16 protein-coding genes are annotated in these 14,738 nt (G+C 41.1%); 11 read left to right on the top strand and 5 right to left on the bottom strand.

The genetic code is table 11. The annotated features are described in order from the left end of the window. Window positions 1–23: 23 nt before the first annotated feature. Window positions 24–848 (bottom strand): hypothetical protein, encoded by an 825-nt coding sequence (locus F6X55_RS05020; protein WP_153462237.1) that lies wholly within the window; start codon window positions 846–848, stop codon window positions 24–26. 188 nt (window positions 849–1,036) lie between these two features. Between F6X55_RS05020 and F6X55_RS05015 the strand changes: the two genes are divergently transcribed. From F6X55_RS05015 to F6X55_RS05005, 3 genes are all read left to right on the top strand, one after another. Continuing rightward, window positions 1,037–1,483 (top strand): DUF305 domain-containing protein, encoded by a 447-nt coding sequence (locus tag F6X55_RS05015; protein WP_026571605.1) that lies wholly within the window; start codon window positions 1,037–1,039, stop codon window positions 1,481–1,483. A gap of 252 nt (window positions 1,484–1,735) precedes the next feature. Then, window positions 1,736–3,235 carry a right-handed parallel beta-helix repeat-containing protein gene (locus F6X55_RS05010; protein WP_161993058.1) on the top strand — a complete coding sequence of 500 codons (1,500 nt, stop codon included), beginning with the start codon at window positions 1,736–1,738 and terminating at the stop codon, window positions 3,233–3,235. Between the two features lie 119 nt (window positions 3,236–3,354). Then, the gene (locus tag F6X55_RS05005) at window positions 3,355–4,131 is read left to right on the top strand and encodes a MerR family transcriptional regulator (protein ID WP_153462233.1); all 777 of its coding nucleotides are present in this window, start codon (window positions 3,355–3,357) and stop codon (window positions 4,129–4,131) included. A gap of 372 nt (window positions 4,132–4,503) precedes the next feature. Here the strand turns inward: F6X55_RS05005 and F6X55_RS05000 are convergent, their stop codons facing one another. Next, entirely contained in the window at window positions 4,504–5,655 is a 1,152-nt protein-coding gene (locus tag F6X55_RS05000; protein WP_026771709.1) for an MFS transporter, read from the bottom strand. A gap of 329 nt (window positions 5,656–5,984) precedes the next feature. Here F6X55_RS05000 and F6X55_RS04995 point away from each other — a divergent pair, with 329 nt between their 5' ends. Then, window positions 5,985–7,340 carry an alkaline phosphatase gene (locus F6X55_RS04995; RefSeq protein WP_153462231.1) on the top strand — a complete coding sequence of 452 codons (1,356 nt, stop codon included), beginning with the start codon at window positions 5,985–5,987 and terminating at the stop codon, window positions 7,338–7,340. A 54-nt stretch (window positions 7,341–7,394) separates the two neighbouring features. Here the strand turns inward: F6X55_RS04995 and F6X55_RS04990 are convergent, their stop codons facing one another. After that, window positions 7,395–7,829 (bottom strand): Lrp/AsnC family transcriptional regulator, encoded by a 435-nt coding sequence (locus F6X55_RS04990; RefSeq protein WP_026571601.1) that lies wholly within the window; start codon window positions 7,827–7,829, stop codon window positions 7,395–7,397. Between the two features lie 120 nt (window positions 7,830–7,949). Here F6X55_RS04990 and F6X55_RS04985 point away from each other — a divergent pair, with 120 nt between their 5' ends. Continuing rightward, the gene (locus tag F6X55_RS04985; RefSeq protein ID WP_153462229.1) at window positions 7,950–8,363 is read left to right on the top strand and encodes a carboxymuconolactone decarboxylase family protein; all 414 of its coding nucleotides are present in this window, start codon (window positions 7,950–7,952) and stop codon (window positions 8,361–8,363) included. An 84-nt stretch (window positions 8,364–8,447) separates the two neighbouring features. Continuing rightward, window positions 8,448–9,278, top strand: a complete 831-nt coding sequence (locus tag F6X55_RS04980; protein ID WP_161993057.1) for an alpha/beta hydrolase — start codon at window positions 8,448–8,450, stop codon at window positions 9,276–9,278. A gap of 55 nt (window positions 9,279–9,333) precedes the next feature. On the opposite strand, the gene ymzB is transcribed toward F6X55_RS04980, so the two are convergent. After that, window positions 9,334–9,687, bottom strand: a complete 354-nt coding sequence (ymzB, locus tag F6X55_RS04975; RefSeq protein WP_153462225.1) for a protein YmzB — start codon at window positions 9,685–9,687, stop codon at window positions 9,334–9,336. Between the two features lie 315 nt (window positions 9,688–10,002). Here ymzB and F6X55_RS04970 point away from each other — a divergent pair, with 315 nt between their 5' ends. Then, on the top strand, window positions 10,003–10,536 hold the full coding sequence (locus tag F6X55_RS04970; RefSeq protein WP_153462223.1) for an NADPH-dependent FMN reductase: 534 nt from the start codon (window positions 10,003–10,005) through the stop codon (window positions 10,534–10,536). A 36-nt stretch (window positions 10,537–10,572) separates the two neighbouring features. Further along, window positions 10,573–10,806: a hypothetical protein gene (locus F6X55_RS04965; RefSeq protein WP_153462221.1), complete on the top strand. Its 234-nt coding sequence runs from the start codon at window positions 10,573–10,575 to the stop codon at window positions 10,804–10,806. A 146-nt stretch (window positions 10,807–10,952) separates the two neighbouring features. Here F6X55_RS04965 and F6X55_RS04960 read toward each other — a convergent pair whose 3' ends face one another. Then, window positions 10,953–11,921 (bottom strand): helix-turn-helix transcriptional regulator, encoded by a 969-nt coding sequence (locus F6X55_RS04960; protein WP_153462408.1) that lies wholly within the window; start codon window positions 11,919–11,921, stop codon window positions 10,953–10,955. Between the two features lie 109 nt (window positions 11,922–12,030). On the opposite strand from F6X55_RS04960, the gene F6X55_RS04955 reads away from it, so the two are divergent. From F6X55_RS04955 to F6X55_RS04945, 3 genes are all read left to right on the top strand, one after another. Next, window positions 12,031–12,867: an SDR family NAD(P)-dependent oxidoreductase gene (locus tag F6X55_RS04955; RefSeq protein ID WP_153462219.1), complete on the top strand. Its 837-nt coding sequence runs from the start codon at window positions 12,031–12,033 to the stop codon at window positions 12,865–12,867. 203 nt (window positions 12,868–13,070) lie between these two features. Beyond that, window positions 13,071–13,640, top strand: a complete 570-nt coding sequence (locus F6X55_RS04950; protein ID WP_161993056.1) for a sigma-70 family RNA polymerase sigma factor — start codon at window positions 13,071–13,073, stop codon at window positions 13,638–13,640. Window positions 13,641–13,646: 6 nt separating this feature from the next. Further along, window positions 13,647–14,711 carry a DUF4030 domain-containing protein gene (locus tag F6X55_RS04945; RefSeq protein WP_153462215.1) on the top strand — a complete coding sequence of 355 codons (1,065 nt, stop codon included), beginning with the start codon at window positions 13,647–13,649 and terminating at the stop codon, window positions 14,709–14,711. The last annotated feature ends 27 nt before the right edge of the window (window positions 14,712–14,738 follow it).

The raw sequence follows: 14,738 nt of genomic DNA, 5'->3' as shown, positions 1-14,738 counted from the left end.
TCTAAACGAACAGCACTTTTCTCTTACTTCACTGAAACAGTCATTGCCAAGGCATCCAATGGAACCCGATCAGTTTTCAGTCGATAAATCTTATCCTGTTCCTGCCAGCGGATATCGACATGCACCTGTTTGCCTCCTTGAGGATAATCTACCAACACTGCGCCTGTTTTGTCTGGTGCCGGCAGCATATGATTTTCCAGGTACTCCACCATTTTCTTTGCAATACTGGGCTGATCCATTTCATCCTGGGTAAGGGAACTAATACTGAAAAGCCAATTTCCTTCTTGCCAGCTGAAGTATTGATGTCCCGCAGCACCTTCACCATATCCGGTAATCCCATGCCCAATGTCCGTAGCCCCTTCACTATAGGAGGGGACTTCTTTGCCACTTTGGAATTCATTCATCGCACTGCTGGCATCTTCTGCTGAATCATATAAAGTCCCGGAAAAAGTGGCTATCTCTTCTCCAGAGGAACTTTGGTAGCTTACTGTATAAGCTGAATCCGAGTTTTTCTCTATATTTGCCTCAACATTTTCCACATTCGGAAAACTTGTCGGCAGTTTGACCGCTGACTGTTGCATTTTTAATTGTTTCCTAACAGAAGAAGTTTCTCCGTTGCTTGTTTCCTCATTCTCTTCCGTTTCGGCCTCTGAGCTGTTATCTTCCTGGCTGCCATTGTTTTCAGCTGTTGTCCCGCTGTCTGCCTCTGCATCCTGGTTATCGGATACTTGTGATGTCTCAGAGTCAGCCGGCTGATCGTTATCCGCATTATTATCAGATGTACAACCAGCTGCAACTAGAAAACTCCCTAACACACATGGCAGGATAATGGATTTTTTCATTGTCATTTTTAATACCTTCTTTGCTTTTTTACTAGTGTTCCCAGATAGATGATCAATAAACCACGACCATCTACCGATGAATAAAGGAAACTCCCTGAAAAACGGGAGATTAGATTGAAAAACTTAAAGGATAGTTTTATCCGTTAACAGGCAGGGTATCCTTTCTGGTAAAGCGGTTAAAGGAGGGACAAAGTTTGAAAGCATATATACGATTTTTCGGCATGGTGTTAACTTCCACTGTTGTCATGTTTATCTTTAAATATTTTAGTACTTATCGGTTGGATCATGTGTTTTTCAGCGAGACAAGGGTCTATATGGCAATTATGATGGGGGCAGCCATGACGATGATTATGCTGCTTTTTATGTTTCGCATGCTCAAAAACAGAAAGGTCAATATCGGTATCGCAGCGGGAAGTATTGTAGTGTTTTTCTTATCATTATTCCTGCTCCGCAGTCAGACTTTGGTCGATGATACAGATTATATGGAAGCAATGATCCCACACCATTCAATCGCCATATTGACCAGTGAACGTGCTCAAATAACGGATCCGAGAGTCCGGAAGCTTGCCGATGAAATCATCAAGGCACAACGTAGAGAAATAAGCGAGATGAAAAAACTGATTGAAGATCTTAAGGATTAATTATGTAGGATGATGAACGAAAGGCCAGTCTATTGTGACTGGTCTTTTTAGATAGAACGAGAGAAGTCTTCCTGATTTACAATTGTTTCAAAGGGATCAAAACGATCCTTGCTTGTGCTTATCACCCCTCTCCTCTAGTTTCTCATTCTCTGTATATTAAGCGAAAAAAGAAAATATCTATTTAAAGAAGGGTTGTTAAAAAGGTAATGATTCCCTTGGCGGTATAAATTGTTCCATGATAGGAGGATTGAGGTGAGGATAAACATAGAAAATTACGGAGCGGTAGGTGACGGACAGACAAAGGATGCGGTCGTGATTCAAGCTGCATTGGATGAAGCAAAATGGAGAGAAAAGGGAGTGACGGTAATCATCCCGGCGGGGACATACCGCTTGGAAAAAACCTTGTACGTGTCTTCCAATACGCATATCATTGCCGCTCCCAATGCCAGACTGGTGAGGGATCATGACGGTTACCTGGTTACCAATGGCCGTCCAAAAGAGTCATTTAAGGGATATGATGGCCACTCGAACATCACTATTGAAGGTGGTATTTGGGATTTTAATGGAGTGGAACGCCGAAAAATGCATAACTGTTTTGCAATCGGTCATGGAGAAAACATAACATTGGAACGGATGGAAATCAGGGATGTAGCCGGAGCGCATGCAGTAGAAATTTGCGGCTGCCGAAACGTCTGGATTAAAGGTTGTAGATTTCTAGGTTTCATCGACACGGGTGGACGCGCGTTCTCGGAGGCTGTCCAAATTGATTTGATGAAAGCTGTTTGGGTATTCAGCGCATTCGGAACCTACGATCAAACTCCGTGTAAAAATATATGGATTATGGATTGTTATTTCGGTTCATCTGGAACTAAAGGGAGTCAGGCTTGGCCGCGTGGGATTGGAAGTCACTCGTCCACGATCGGAGTATGGCATGAAAATATCATGATAAGCGGTAACTTGTTCGAGGCTCTTCCGAAGCAGGCTGTGCGTGGCTATAGTTGGAGAAACGTTCAGGTTCAGGATAACCAGCTAATAGATTGTGGAGCAGGTATCGAAATGGCATCTCCTCCTGTAACAGATGTAAAGGATACAAAAAATATTTTCGGAAAACAAACAGGAAAAAGTCAACCTTGCGAATACGTGGAGATTGTCAACAACATCATTACCGGGGGACTTACTTATCATCATGGCATCCACATCATTGGTGAAAAGACCGGAGTCCAGCAAAATGTCTTGGTTACCGGGAATATCATAGCGGATGCAGCAGAGCAAAGTGGTTTCGCAGGTATTAATGTACGATACGGGAACACCGTGAAAATAAGTAATAATCTGGTGAGAAATGTGAAGGGTAACGCCGTTATGGTGGGAAAAGGAAAAAACCATAGTATCAATGGAAATACGATTTCATATACGGGCGGAGAGGGCATAGCAGTTAATGACTCGATGGAAATGGTCGATATCAAAAATAATTCCATCCAATATGTCCAAGGAAATGGGGTTTTGATAACAGGAAAGACAAAAATAGCTGTCATTCTCGCTAATACGATTCATGGAGTAAGCGGAGGGAAGAAGGATAAAGTGTATCCCATCTCTATCAACCAGGCAGATCATGTAACAATCAGTGTTAACACCTATGTAAATGCAACGGGAGAGGCTCAAGCTTCCTATCCATTATATATTTCTTCCTCCTGCAGTCATGTCATGCAATATGGAAACCATTTTCCAAGTATAGCCGAAAATGCTTCTGAGTAGGTTGCCGTTTTGAATGGTTGTATGTTTCTGCGATTTGTACATCTTCATGAAAATTATGTTGAACCTCCAGCTGCGTGAGGATTTATAATCAGTATATAAAAGTCATAGCAGGAGGGAAAATGATGGGGAAGAAAAAATTTTCGATTGGTGAGTTTTCGTCCAGGTCGGGGGTATCCGTCCGAACCTTGCATTATTATGATGAAATTGGTCTGTTACAGCCGGAAAAACACCCGACTTCGGGTCATCGCATCTATTGCGAGGAAGACGTGCATATCCTGCAAAAAATCATTAGCCTTAAATTTTTGGGCTACAACCTTGATAAAATCAAGAAGATGGTAAAAGAACCTAGTTTTTCGATAGACTTGGCAGATACGCTGAACCTCCATATGAAAGCTTTGGAAACAGAAAAGGAAAAGATGGAGAAATCATTGCTGGCAATCCGCCGGGTGACGACATTGCTTGAAGAAGAAGGAGAAGTAGACAGCACCGTCTTAATGAGCCTGATAGGGAATATCCAAACAGAAAAAGAACAGATGGAGTGGATGGAAAATCATTTGCCGCAAAATGTAATCGATGAGTTGGATAATAAGTCAGAAGAGGAAAGATTAGCATTGGATAAAACCTATATCCGCTTGGCAAAGCAACTAAAGGAACTTTACCATCTGCCAGTCGACGATCCGAAAGTCCAGCAATTCGTGGAAGTGTATTTGCAAGAAACTTTTCAATTCTTGGGTGAAGATCTTGTTCAAACATTAGGGGAAGTGGATGTGCCGGAAACGGAAATCGAAAAATTTGAACAGATGAATCCTTCTCCATTTTCAAAAGAAGAAGAGGAATGGCTGAATCTTGCCATCGAGTATTATATGAAACAAACGGAAATGCTGACAGAAGGATAGGTGTCCATACTCCCCATGGTAAGTAACCTTCAGGTAACCATCTTAACCGAAGAGGCGGTCTTCCCAATCTTTTTTTGCAACAGTGCGGTTTCATTCCGTAAGTTGTGAAGAAGGCGAGGGAAGATTTTGATGAGTAAAAAATCGCAGTTTTCGTTTCGTCAGAAACACACTTCATCGGCCTAATGTCTTTTATTTGTGACTTGAGATAGACTTCTTTTTATTCTGAATTGGCTACGGCAAGATATTACGCTTTCCGACGGCTACTACTTCCTCAGAATACACCAACCGCTCATTTGCGGGGGTTTCAGCTCGTGCTGTTCCCGTCAGTGTCTCCATATCTTGCCTCCGCCATGTTTTGCTGCATGAGAAAGATTAGATATGCTGCAAATTCCCATTAGAGGAACGCAATCTTGTATAGCCGGCAATTGTCAGCACCGTCATGCTGACAAGAAATGCGATAAAGTACGGAGATATGGAATCACGGATCACCCCTGTAAAAAAAGAGCTGCTGATGATACCCAGCGAGTAGATAGCCGACATAAAACCAAAGGCTCTGCCATGGCTTTGTTTGCTTGTATTGTCTGTGACTGCTGTTGCCATTGCAGGCATGACCAAGCCGGAGAAAATACCAAGGAAAAACAATAATACTGCCAGAGGAAGAACCGATGTGAAAATACCTGCCAAGGCCATCGCCATTCCAAATAAACCAGTGACCAGACGTTTAAAGGGGGAGAAGCGATTGACAAAAAACATGGATAACATCATTAGAGTGCCAATGCCCATATAACTGAACAGTCTGCCAGTATCGAAAGTAGATAACCCATTTTCCACGGCTAAATATGGTACTTCGTAAATGACGACCCCGTGTACATACATGGCCGCAAACCCGATCAGATAGACAGCGATTAATTTGGGATTCGTTTCAAACTTAATGGTAGCATTCGATGGGGAAAGGGAAACTACAGGTTTCGTTTCATTTAAGGAACGGACAGCATAAAGCCCGACTGCCAGCATGGTACTTCCGATAATCCAATAAGTATTTTGATAACCAATGATGACAACCAGCTTACCGCCGATCAATGGGGCGGCTATACCAGCAATGGTAGAAAAAAGTCCGTTGATCGCCATGTTTTTCCCCTGCTGCCTGCTATTCTCAGCGAATCCTGATAGCATTGCAAAAGCAGCAGGAATCAAGAATGCTAAAGCAAATCCATTCAGGCCATGCAAAACCAACAAGTCGCCAGGATCATTGGCGAAGGCATGGGCAATAAACAACAACCCAGAAGCAAAAATCGGGAGTGTGATGAATAGTTTTTTACCAAGCCGGTCGATTAACGGGCCGGCGAGAACATTGCCGGATAAATTAGTGAGTGAGGTAACACTCAGGATGATGCCGATAAAAACGCTGGTTGCTCCGAATGCTGCCGCATATGGTGTGAATACGGGAACCTGAACTCTCATTGCTAAACTGATAAAAAACAAAACGATAAAAAGGTGCCATTTATTAGCTGTAGTTTTTTTCATTTTCTCACCTCGTAAAACTTTATGAAGGAGAGGTGAGAATTAGACGAGCAATTGGTGCCGGCTTGTTTTTATAAATATAATGTAAATTTTGTTAAGTCTGCTGATTAGGAAAATGTATCTAATCCCTACGATCAAATCATTCATCCAGTCTAAGCAGATTAGTTTTCTAGTTCTTTATAACCCGTAAACGGCCTGCAGAATTGGCAGGTTTAGGCCTAAGAAATCAAAATAACGGCAGATCAGCCATCTTTACTTTCTATTAATCCTTCATTAATAAAACAAGATTACTATATTAGATGAAATCATATTTATTATTTGGAGGGAAATCAATGAATAGAAACGGCATGTTGAAAAGATTGGCAGCTCCGCTTGTGATAACAGGGGTGGCACTGGGAAGCATATTCACCCTCTATACTTCAACGGAAGCGAATCAAGAACAAAACCATGCAAAAGTAAAAAATGTTATTTTTTTGATTGGTGATGGCATGGGACCTGCCTATAACACGATGTACCGTTACTTGAAAGATGATCCAAGTACACCAATGATGGAATCTACTGTCTTTGATTCTTACTTGGTGGGCATGCAAAGAACCTATCCCGACGATCATGAAGAAAACATCACTGATTCGGCAGCGGCTGCAACTTCCATGGCTGGCGGAGTAAAGACATATAATGGTGCGATTGCAGTCGATACAAAGAAGCAGGATGTTAAAACAGTGCTTGAGCAAGCAAAAGAACAAGGGAAGTCGACCGGTTTGGTCGTGACCTCCCAGGTCAATCACGCGACACCAGCTGCTTTTGGTGCGCATGATGAATCCAGGCAAAACTATAATCAGATAGCCGATGACTACTATGATGATTCAATAAATGGCCAGCATAAAGTGGACGTACTCTTAGGCGGCGGGACAAGCTACTTTGAACGGGAAGACCGAAATTTGGTGGAAGCATTTCAGAAGGATGGGTACAGTTATGTAACAACCCGCAAACAACTGCTGAAGGATGATCATGGTCAAGTTTTAGGGTTGTTTGCTCCGGTAGGAATGGATAAAATGATTGATCGTAACGCATCTACTCCCTCTTTGGCCGAAATGACCAATTCCGCTCTTGATCGTCTGAGTAAGGATAAAGATGGTTTTTTCCTTATGATAGAAGGGAGTCAAATTGATTGGGCAGGACACGATAATGATGTTGTAGGGGCTATGAGTGAGATGGAAGACTTCGAAAAAGCATTCAAGGCAGCGATTGAATACGCAAAGAAAGACAAGCATACCCTGGTAGTTGCCACAGCTGATCATTCTACGGGAGGATTGTCTATCGGAGCTAATGGTCCGTATGTTTGGAATCCGGCGCCAATAAAGGCGGCAAAACGAACTCCGGATTATATGGCACAGGAAATAACGAATGGTGAGCCAGTAAGGTCTGTGTTGGATGAAAACATTGATTTAGCTTTGACGGAAGATGAGATTCAATCCGTGGAAACAGCAAGCCAAAGTGGAGAGGCAACGGATATCGACAATGCCATTGAAGCGATATTTAACGAGCGATCTGGAACTGGCTGGACGACAGGCGGACATACTGGTGTCGATGTGAATATCTACGCATATGGTCCAGGTTCCGATCAATTTGCAGGTTCACTGGAAAATACAGAAACAGCTGAGAAGCTATTCGACTTTTTGCGTAATTGAACAACAAGCTGACCCCTTTGCCCAAGAGGACGAAGGGGTTTTTATTATATTTTATTATTGAAATGATAGATTGGTTTCCACTTTAGAAAAGATAAAATGGGTAACCGTTGCAGCGTAGGAACTTAACGTATTAATGAATTCTTCTGCTTGTGTAAAATCTTTAAAATGCAACTTCAGCATATAACATGCTTTGCCGGCAATTCGATAACAAAACTCTACATTAGAGAACGTTTGGATTTTATTTTTAAAGGCTTCGTAATTTCCGTCTTTCACTGTAGCTTCTATCAAACATTGTATCGGACAGCCCAACTTTTCATAGTCGACTTCGAGGGTATATTGCTGGATGATTCCGAAAGATTCCATTTGTCTCACCCTTTCCGTCACAGAGGGCGAAGAAAGATTGACTCTCCTGCCAAGCTCACTCATTGACAATCGGCTGTTTTTCTGTAATTCATCTATTATTTTTACATCGATATCATCTATTTTCATATTTTAAATGATGCCTCCTGATTACGTTTGATTTCTAAAGGATTTTGTATATTTTCTTTAAAAAGTGTATGTGAAAGATTTAGTTATTATCTTATCATTATAAAACAAGGAGGGATAGGGATGGTCAGAATTAATCAGTCAAAAATTGGAGAAACGCCTTTCCAACAACTATTGGGACATAACCCGAGGATAATGGAAAGTTGGACATTGCTCGGGAAAGTGTTGGAAAAGGAAGGACAACTGGCGGTAGAACTTAAAGAGCAGGTTAGAAGGACGCTGGCTCAGCGAAATGGCTGTCAATACTGCAAAGCAAAAGGAAAACCGAACCCGCATATTGTGGATGAAAGAGTACTTACCGCAACAGGATTTGCTGAAGTTTTTGCCAGGTCACATGGAGAAATACCAGACTCCGTGTTCGATGTATTACGGGATGTGTTTTCAGAAAAAGAAATCAGTGAATTGATCGCTTTTATTTGCTTTACCACTGCTCAGCAAAATGTTGGAGCTGTTTTACAATTAGAAGCAGAGGCTTGATCGGATAATATGCCGTGAAAAAAAGTTCTCCATCCTTTATCTTAGTAATAGATCATACATTTTCAAGGCTGAGGGGTGAGAGGATTGAGAATCGAAAAGCAGAAATTCGGTACAGAAGGTGCATACGCAATAGCATATTTATGGGAGGATTCTTCTCAATTCAAGACTGGGGAGAAACGTCCGGTCGTGGTGATATGCCCAGGAGGAGGCTATACCCACACTTCCGACAGGGAAGCAGATCCTGTGGCGATGAAGTATTTCTCAGAAGGATACCATGTCATCATTGTAAGATATTCTTGTATTTCATCTGATACTTCTTTATTTCCCGATCCTTATGTACAGCTGGGTTCAACTTTTTTGTGGCTGCGTTCAAACGCGGAGAACTGGCATGTCGATTTGGAGCAAATCGTCCTGACTGGTTTTTCGGCAGGAGGGCACCTTGCTCTCACATTTACGGCAGAAAAGGACTGGGTAGCTGGACTACTGGGTGTTTCTTCGGAAAAATTGCATGTAAATCATTTGGTATTATGTTATCCGGTCGTTAATTTCACTTATGGATGGCCAAAACAAGTAGAAAGAGAGAAAAAAATCAAAGATTTATTCGGGCATGACTTTCATCAACCGACAAAGAAAAGGCTTATCCAACCTGACAAACATATCCCGGAACATTTGCCAAGAGTATTCATTTGGCATACAAGGGATGATGCGACGGTGCCGGTAGAAAATTCGATGAAACTGATGCTCGCCCTTCAGGAAAAGCGAATCCCAAATGAGGCTCACTTTTTTGAAAGTGGGGTACATGGCCTCTCGTTGGGCACTGCCGTTTCGGCTGCACGCAAAGAGCAAATCAATCAATATTGTGAACCATGGTTTGACCTTGTTTTAAATTGGTTAAAAAAAGGGATCAAGCAATGAAAAAACATGGCGCTTATTTTTAATGGTGCCATGTTTTTACTATGTATACTTCTCCCTATTCAGTTATTAATTCAATGGTATAGCTGCCACGGTCAGTCGTTAAGGAAAAACGTTCATCGTCGTATTGAAATAATGTAGAATCCTCAATTGGAATTTCGTAGACCTGGTTTGGTAGCGGCTGTGTATTTGCTGCATCTGTAAGCATGGTGCCATCTCCTCTTAATAGCAGCTTATGCTTCGCTTGATAGTCATCCACTCTTCGTGTATCTGTGTCATAGGAAACGGCATTTAACCGTAGTACCGTCTCATCATAATCGCCGATTTCCTGCTTCGTTACTTTAATGGTCTTGTCATTCCATTGCTGGATTAGTTGATTGAATTCTTCTATGGATAAAAATTGTTGTGCCAAAATCATCCCTCCTTGTTTTAGCCTGTCCGAAAAGCAGGGAATCATACAGTTTTTGCTTTTGATTCAGCAGGGAGTGGGTTGTTACTTTTTTGTGAAGAAGTTGTTAATGGCTTCCAGCAACCTGAAAATGGTAAACTGTACTCAGTGTATTATTATCTTCTGTTCAACGAAAAAGAACAGACAGCTGGTTAAAGGCAAATAGAGAAAGAATGAATAAGATATCGAGAAGCTTCTCATTTATTAGGAAAGAGATACAGTTTGTTTTGGGGAATTGACAAGAGCTGATCGAACTTATCTTTACAGGAGGGTACGGCTATGAAGCTTGTGGGAATATCAGGATCGTTGGTTGGCTGGAAGACCCATGTAGCCATCAATAAAGTATTGGCAGCTGCTAAAGCAGTTGATTCAGATGTGAAAACGGAAATGATCGACTTGAAGGATTACGATGTGGAATTTGTCCGCGGTACGCCGCTTGCCTATTATAATGAAGATACTTTTAATGTAATAAATAAAATATTGGCGGCTGATTTTCTGGTCATAGGCACACCGATTTACCAGGCATCAATTTCCGGAGCATTGAAAAACTTACTGGACCACTTCCCGGTCGATGCTTTTAAGAATAAAGTAACAGGGATTGTGTCTACCGGAGCAGTCGAAAAGCACTTTCTTGTCTCCGAATATCAGCTAAAACCAATTCTTTCTTATTTAAAAGGATTGGTACCGGCATATAATGTTTTTATCCATAACGACTCATTTGACGATGAAAATGAAATCATTGACGAAGAGGTTACCGAACGCATTGATAAATTTGCGGAAGAACTTATAAGGTTGCAGCAGAATATCAGTTGACTGGATTATAAGACAGCAAGATAAGGAGGAAACATGATGGAACTGGACGCTCTGCTACAAGACATCTCCATATGGCGGGCTGAGCAAACGGAAATTGGAGAGCCGACTATTCCGAAAAAAATTCTCATCCACCCCACGATATTGGAAACAATTAAAAGAGATGAACGGATAGAACAATATAGTACAGGACAGGAAAAGGACAATTCTTACGTAATGTTTGGCGCTCCTCTGATCCCTGCCACCGATGTGGAGAAATGGGAGATAGAATAAGCATAGATAATTCACAACAATACTTTAAACCAGCAGCTGAAGGGACAGTGCTGGTTTTCATTTCTGTAAAAAAGGGCTTTATCTAAAATCGGAGGACGGTCCTTTTTCACTAAGAGCAACTTTTTGCGATACTGGTCATTTGCTTCCTAGTCATTTTGTTGATAAAAAGCGGCTGTAGCTTTTGCCATATCGCTGACTTTGCTATGTAGCCGTTTTGGTTTGAGGATCCTGATTTGATTGGCGAAACCTAAGATATATGCTGCTGCTTCCTCTTCTGTATTAAAAACCAAATCAACTGGAATCCAACCTTCTTGTGATGGATCCTTTACTTCGAGAATCCGGACAAAACGTCCAGTGAAAGTCAGCCGGGGCATGATTGTTTTCGTTACCTCTACCGATACTGGGTATTCAGGCAAATGCTCGATAAACGCATTGGTCGTGGAATCCCAATAACTAGCAAGGTCAAAATTATTAGGTCTGATAAAGGTTTCATCAATTGGTTTAGCGGCTTGTATTCTGGAAATTCGGTAACTGCGGATTTCGTTATTCTCTTTACCAGCAATAAAATACCACTTGTTTCCTTTAGCAACTAATCCTAGTGGTTTTACTATCCTCTCATCCTCACTGCCATCTGCACGCTGGTATTCTATCCTTAATTTTTTTGTATCCCAGATTGCTTGCTGAAGTACAGAAAATGAAGTGGCATTTTCTTGTTTTTGTCTCCAACTACTAGTATCGATATAAATCCGATTCCACACTGCTTTGGCACTGTTTTGTTGTACTGCTGGAAGGGATGCGAACAATTTGTTCTTAGCGTCATCAGCTTCACGTTTAAGGCCAAGATCCTCTAGCAACTGTATCGAGTAAGAAATAAACAAAGCATGGACTTCAGCTTCTTTAAAACCGGTAAGGGTTGTTTTATAGTTATCAAGCAATGACCATCCGCCTTGCTTACCGCGTTCTGCAACAACTGGGATACCTATCCTGCTGAGTGCATCCATGTCTCGATAAATCGTTCGTTCTGAAACTTCCAGTTTTTCGGATAGCTGTTTTGCCGTCAACTGATCATACGATTGCAATAACAATAAAATCGATATTAGCCGGTCTCCTCTCATCATGTTCACCAACTTTCCATATATACTGATTATTTAATGAAATATGACAGAGGTTGTCAAGATAGCTTGTTTACAATGAATACATCTTTTATAGAAAGGGTGTAGTAATTTGAAAAAGTTAACAGGGAAGATTGCATTGGTGACTGGAGCAAGCAGAGGTGCAGGGCGGGGGATTGCAATAGAATTAGGGAAAGCAGGAGCGACAGTTTACGTTACAGGGCGTAGCTTAAGAGGCAGTTCTAACCAAAATTTTCCTGGATCTATCGATGAGACTGCAGAGGAAATTATAGAGGCAGGAGGGATGGCGGTTGCCATTCGATGCGATCATACGAAAGACGAAGAGACAGCAGCAGTAATAGAACAAATAAGAAGGGAACAAGGCAAACTGGATATTTTAGTAAATAATGTCTGGGGAGCACATGATCTGGGGGTGGAAGGAGGGACCTTCTGGGACCTTCCTTTAAAGCATTGGGATACGATGTTCACGGCTGGCGTCCGTGCCCAATTGGCGACGAATCATTATGCGGTTCCTTTTATGAGGGAAAATCAAGAGGCGGTTATTTTCCATACGACTTTTTGGGATGATGGTAATTATACTGGACACTTTTATTATGATTTAGCCAAAAACACGATTGTGCGCATGGCCTATGGCCTTTCGTTAGAGCTAAAGCAAGATAATATCGCAGTAATCGCTGTTTCCCCGGGATTTATGAGAACGGAATTAGTACTGAAATATCATCAATCAGATGAGGAGAACTGGCAGCAGTCAAAAGATTTACAAGGTACAGAAACCCCGTTTTATATTGGTCGGGGCATCACAGCTTTGGCTGAAGATCCTGATATTTTTAAGAAAACAGGTAGAATATGTAAAGTCGGTGACCTTGCAAAGGAATACCAGTTTGTTGATGTGGACGGCCGTTATATTCCACCCTTTACAATGAAATAAATAAGCAGAAAGCATCCTTAACAGGGTGCTTTTTCTTTTATCTAAAAGATTTTCTAAAAAGATAACCAAGTCCCAGTTCCTATCAACAGAGATAATTAATAAGCTTGAAAGCATGCAAATGAAGGGAATTTTTAGTGATTGTTTGGAAAAAAATGAAACAAAAAAATCTATTTGCCAGTCTAAAAGGTGGAAGGGGGATTCACATGAGGGATAATCGCGATATTCCAATACCGTTTAACCAAGAGAAAGTTCATTTAAATGAACAAGAGAAAGAGCTTTTACTGAAGGAACTAATGGCTTCCTATTCACAAAAAGTTTTCTTGCTTGCCTATTCCTTTGTACAAGACCATGGTATGGCAGAAGACATATCGCAGGAAGTTTTTATAAAGTGTTATCAGAACTTAAATCAATATCGGGGAGAGGCCTCGCTATCCACCTGGCTGTATCGGATTACAGCAAATACATCAAAAGACGTCTTAAGAAAAAATAAACTAGCCATCCTTATGCAGCCGTGGCAATTTTTTGAAGCATTTAAGCGCAGCGAAAGTCCTGAAGTATCTTATCTAAAACAAGACCAACGGGAAGAGGTTTTGCAAAGTATCTTCTCGCTCCCGATTAAATATCGGGAAATCCTCATCCTGTATTATTTTCACGAACAAAAGGTGGAGGAAATAGCAGTTTCCCTTGCTATTAATTCCAATACTGTTCGAACCAGACTAGTCCGAGGGAGAGAAAGATTAAAACAAGTGTTAACTTCTAAAATAGGAGAGTGATCCTTAATGGATAAGAAGTTAAAAGAGACGAAAAGTTACTATTACGATCATTATTTCTCAAATGATACAGCTAAAAGTATTGAAGACAGGGTTTTTGAAAAGTTGCAAGTCAAGCCAAAAAAACAAGGATTCGGAAAGAAAGTATTTTATTTCAGTTCAGCAGCAGTCATTCTTATAGGTCTGTTAATAGGTTCTGCATTTACTTCTCCTGCCATAGCTAACGTCCTTGCACAAATTCCGGTTTTGAATGGACTGTTCGAAAAAGGTTCTGACTCTTCTTTAGTGGGCTCAATAGTTGATGAATTGCAAGATGAGGGCTATAAGGTTGGTGGAGCCAGCCTGCATGTAAGAACCAAAACAATCGGAATAGAAATAGATGGTTCGGAAAGCTATTACAAAGAAGTCAAAGAAGAAGTGAAACGAAAGGTCATCAACCTTCTGGAAGCAAAGGGAGTTGATGCCTATAAGGTGGATATAACCTTACACAAAGAACCAGTAGATCCCGAGTCAGAGATGACAACGGAGCAAATAAAGCAGATGGAAGCTTATCAGGAGCAAAGTCAGCAACTTCAAAAAGCCATTCTCGAAAAGATGGAAAAAGAGGGATATGAGATTCTTTCGGCAAACGTTAGAATCAATGACATAGAACGATTTATTCCATTGGAAATTCCTATTACGGAAACCCGCATAGATGAAATGAAAGCAATCGCAAGGGATTTGGCTGAGGAGACAGAATTAGGCGATTTCAAAATAAAAGTATATAAAATAGATCCGGAAAAACAAAAAGCGGAGCAAAGATGGATGCCTGTCATTAGTGCGATGGGAGAAGGATTAATCGGAATGGAAGAACTTAAAGTCGAAGGATTTGCTTATTCCTTTTATCCATCTCCACTTACGTTCTCTATCAGGACTTCGATTGAGGCTGATCAAAAAGATGCAAAACAACTGGCAGCCGAGATTGAAAAGGAAGCCCGGCAATTTATTGAATCGGATGAAGTGAAAGAAAATGTGAAGGATGATGAATATGTCATTAATATTTATAGTAAGGACGAGGAAATATTGAACCATTAATTATGGGAGAAGCTGATTTATTTCAGA

This window comes from Sediminibacillus terrae (assembly GCF_009602435.1).
GTDB classification, from domain to species: Bacteria; Bacillota; Bacilli; order Bacillales; family Amphibacillaceae; genus Sediminibacillus; species Sediminibacillus terrae.
This window is presented reverse-complemented; position numbering and strand designations above follow the sequence as displayed.

What these genes read in the sequence shown, in the direction of transcription:
- F6X55_RS04990 (WP_026571601.1), bottom strand. Translation starts at nt 7,829, where the DNA reads ATGAAAATAGATGATATCGATGTAAAAATAATAGATGAATTACAGAAA.
- F6X55_RS05000 (WP_026771709.1), bottom strand. Translation starts at nt 5,655, where the DNA reads ATGAAAAAAACTACAGCTAATAAATGGCACCTTTTTATCGTTTTGTTT.
- F6X55_RS04970 (WP_153462223.1), top strand. Translation starts at nt 10,003, where the DNA reads ATGAAGCTTGTGGGAATATCAGGATCGTTGGTTGGCTGGAAGACCCAT.
- F6X55_RS04960 (WP_153462408.1), bottom strand. Translation starts at nt 11,921, where the DNA reads ATGAGAGGAGACCGGCTAATATCGATTTTATTGTTATTGCAATCGTAT.
- F6X55_RS05020 (WP_153462237.1), bottom strand. Translation starts at nt 848, where the DNA reads ATGACAATGAAAAAATCCATTATCCTGCCATGTGTGTTAGGGAGTTTT.
- F6X55_RS04945 (WP_153462215.1), top strand. Translation starts at nt 13,647, where the DNA reads ATGGATAAGAAGTTAAAAGAGACGAAAAGTTACTATTACGATCATTAT.
- F6X55_RS05005 (WP_153462233.1), top strand. Translation starts at nt 3,355, where the DNA reads ATGATGGGGAAGAAAAAATTTTCGATTGGTGAGTTTTCGTCCAGGTCG.
- F6X55_RS04965 (WP_153462221.1), top strand. Translation starts at nt 10,573, where the DNA reads ATGGAACTGGACGCTCTGCTACAAGACATCTCCATATGGCGGGCTGAG.
- F6X55_RS04995 (WP_153462231.1), top strand. Translation starts at nt 5,985, where the DNA reads ATGAATAGAAACGGCATGTTGAAAAGATTGGCAGCTCCGCTTGTGATA.
- F6X55_RS04985 (WP_153462229.1), top strand. Translation starts at nt 7,950, where the DNA reads ATGGTCAGAATTAATCAGTCAAAAATTGGAGAAACGCCTTTCCAACAA.
- F6X55_RS04950 (WP_161993056.1), top strand. Translation starts at nt 13,071, where the DNA reads ATGAGGGATAATCGCGATATTCCAATACCGTTTAACCAAGAGAAAGTT.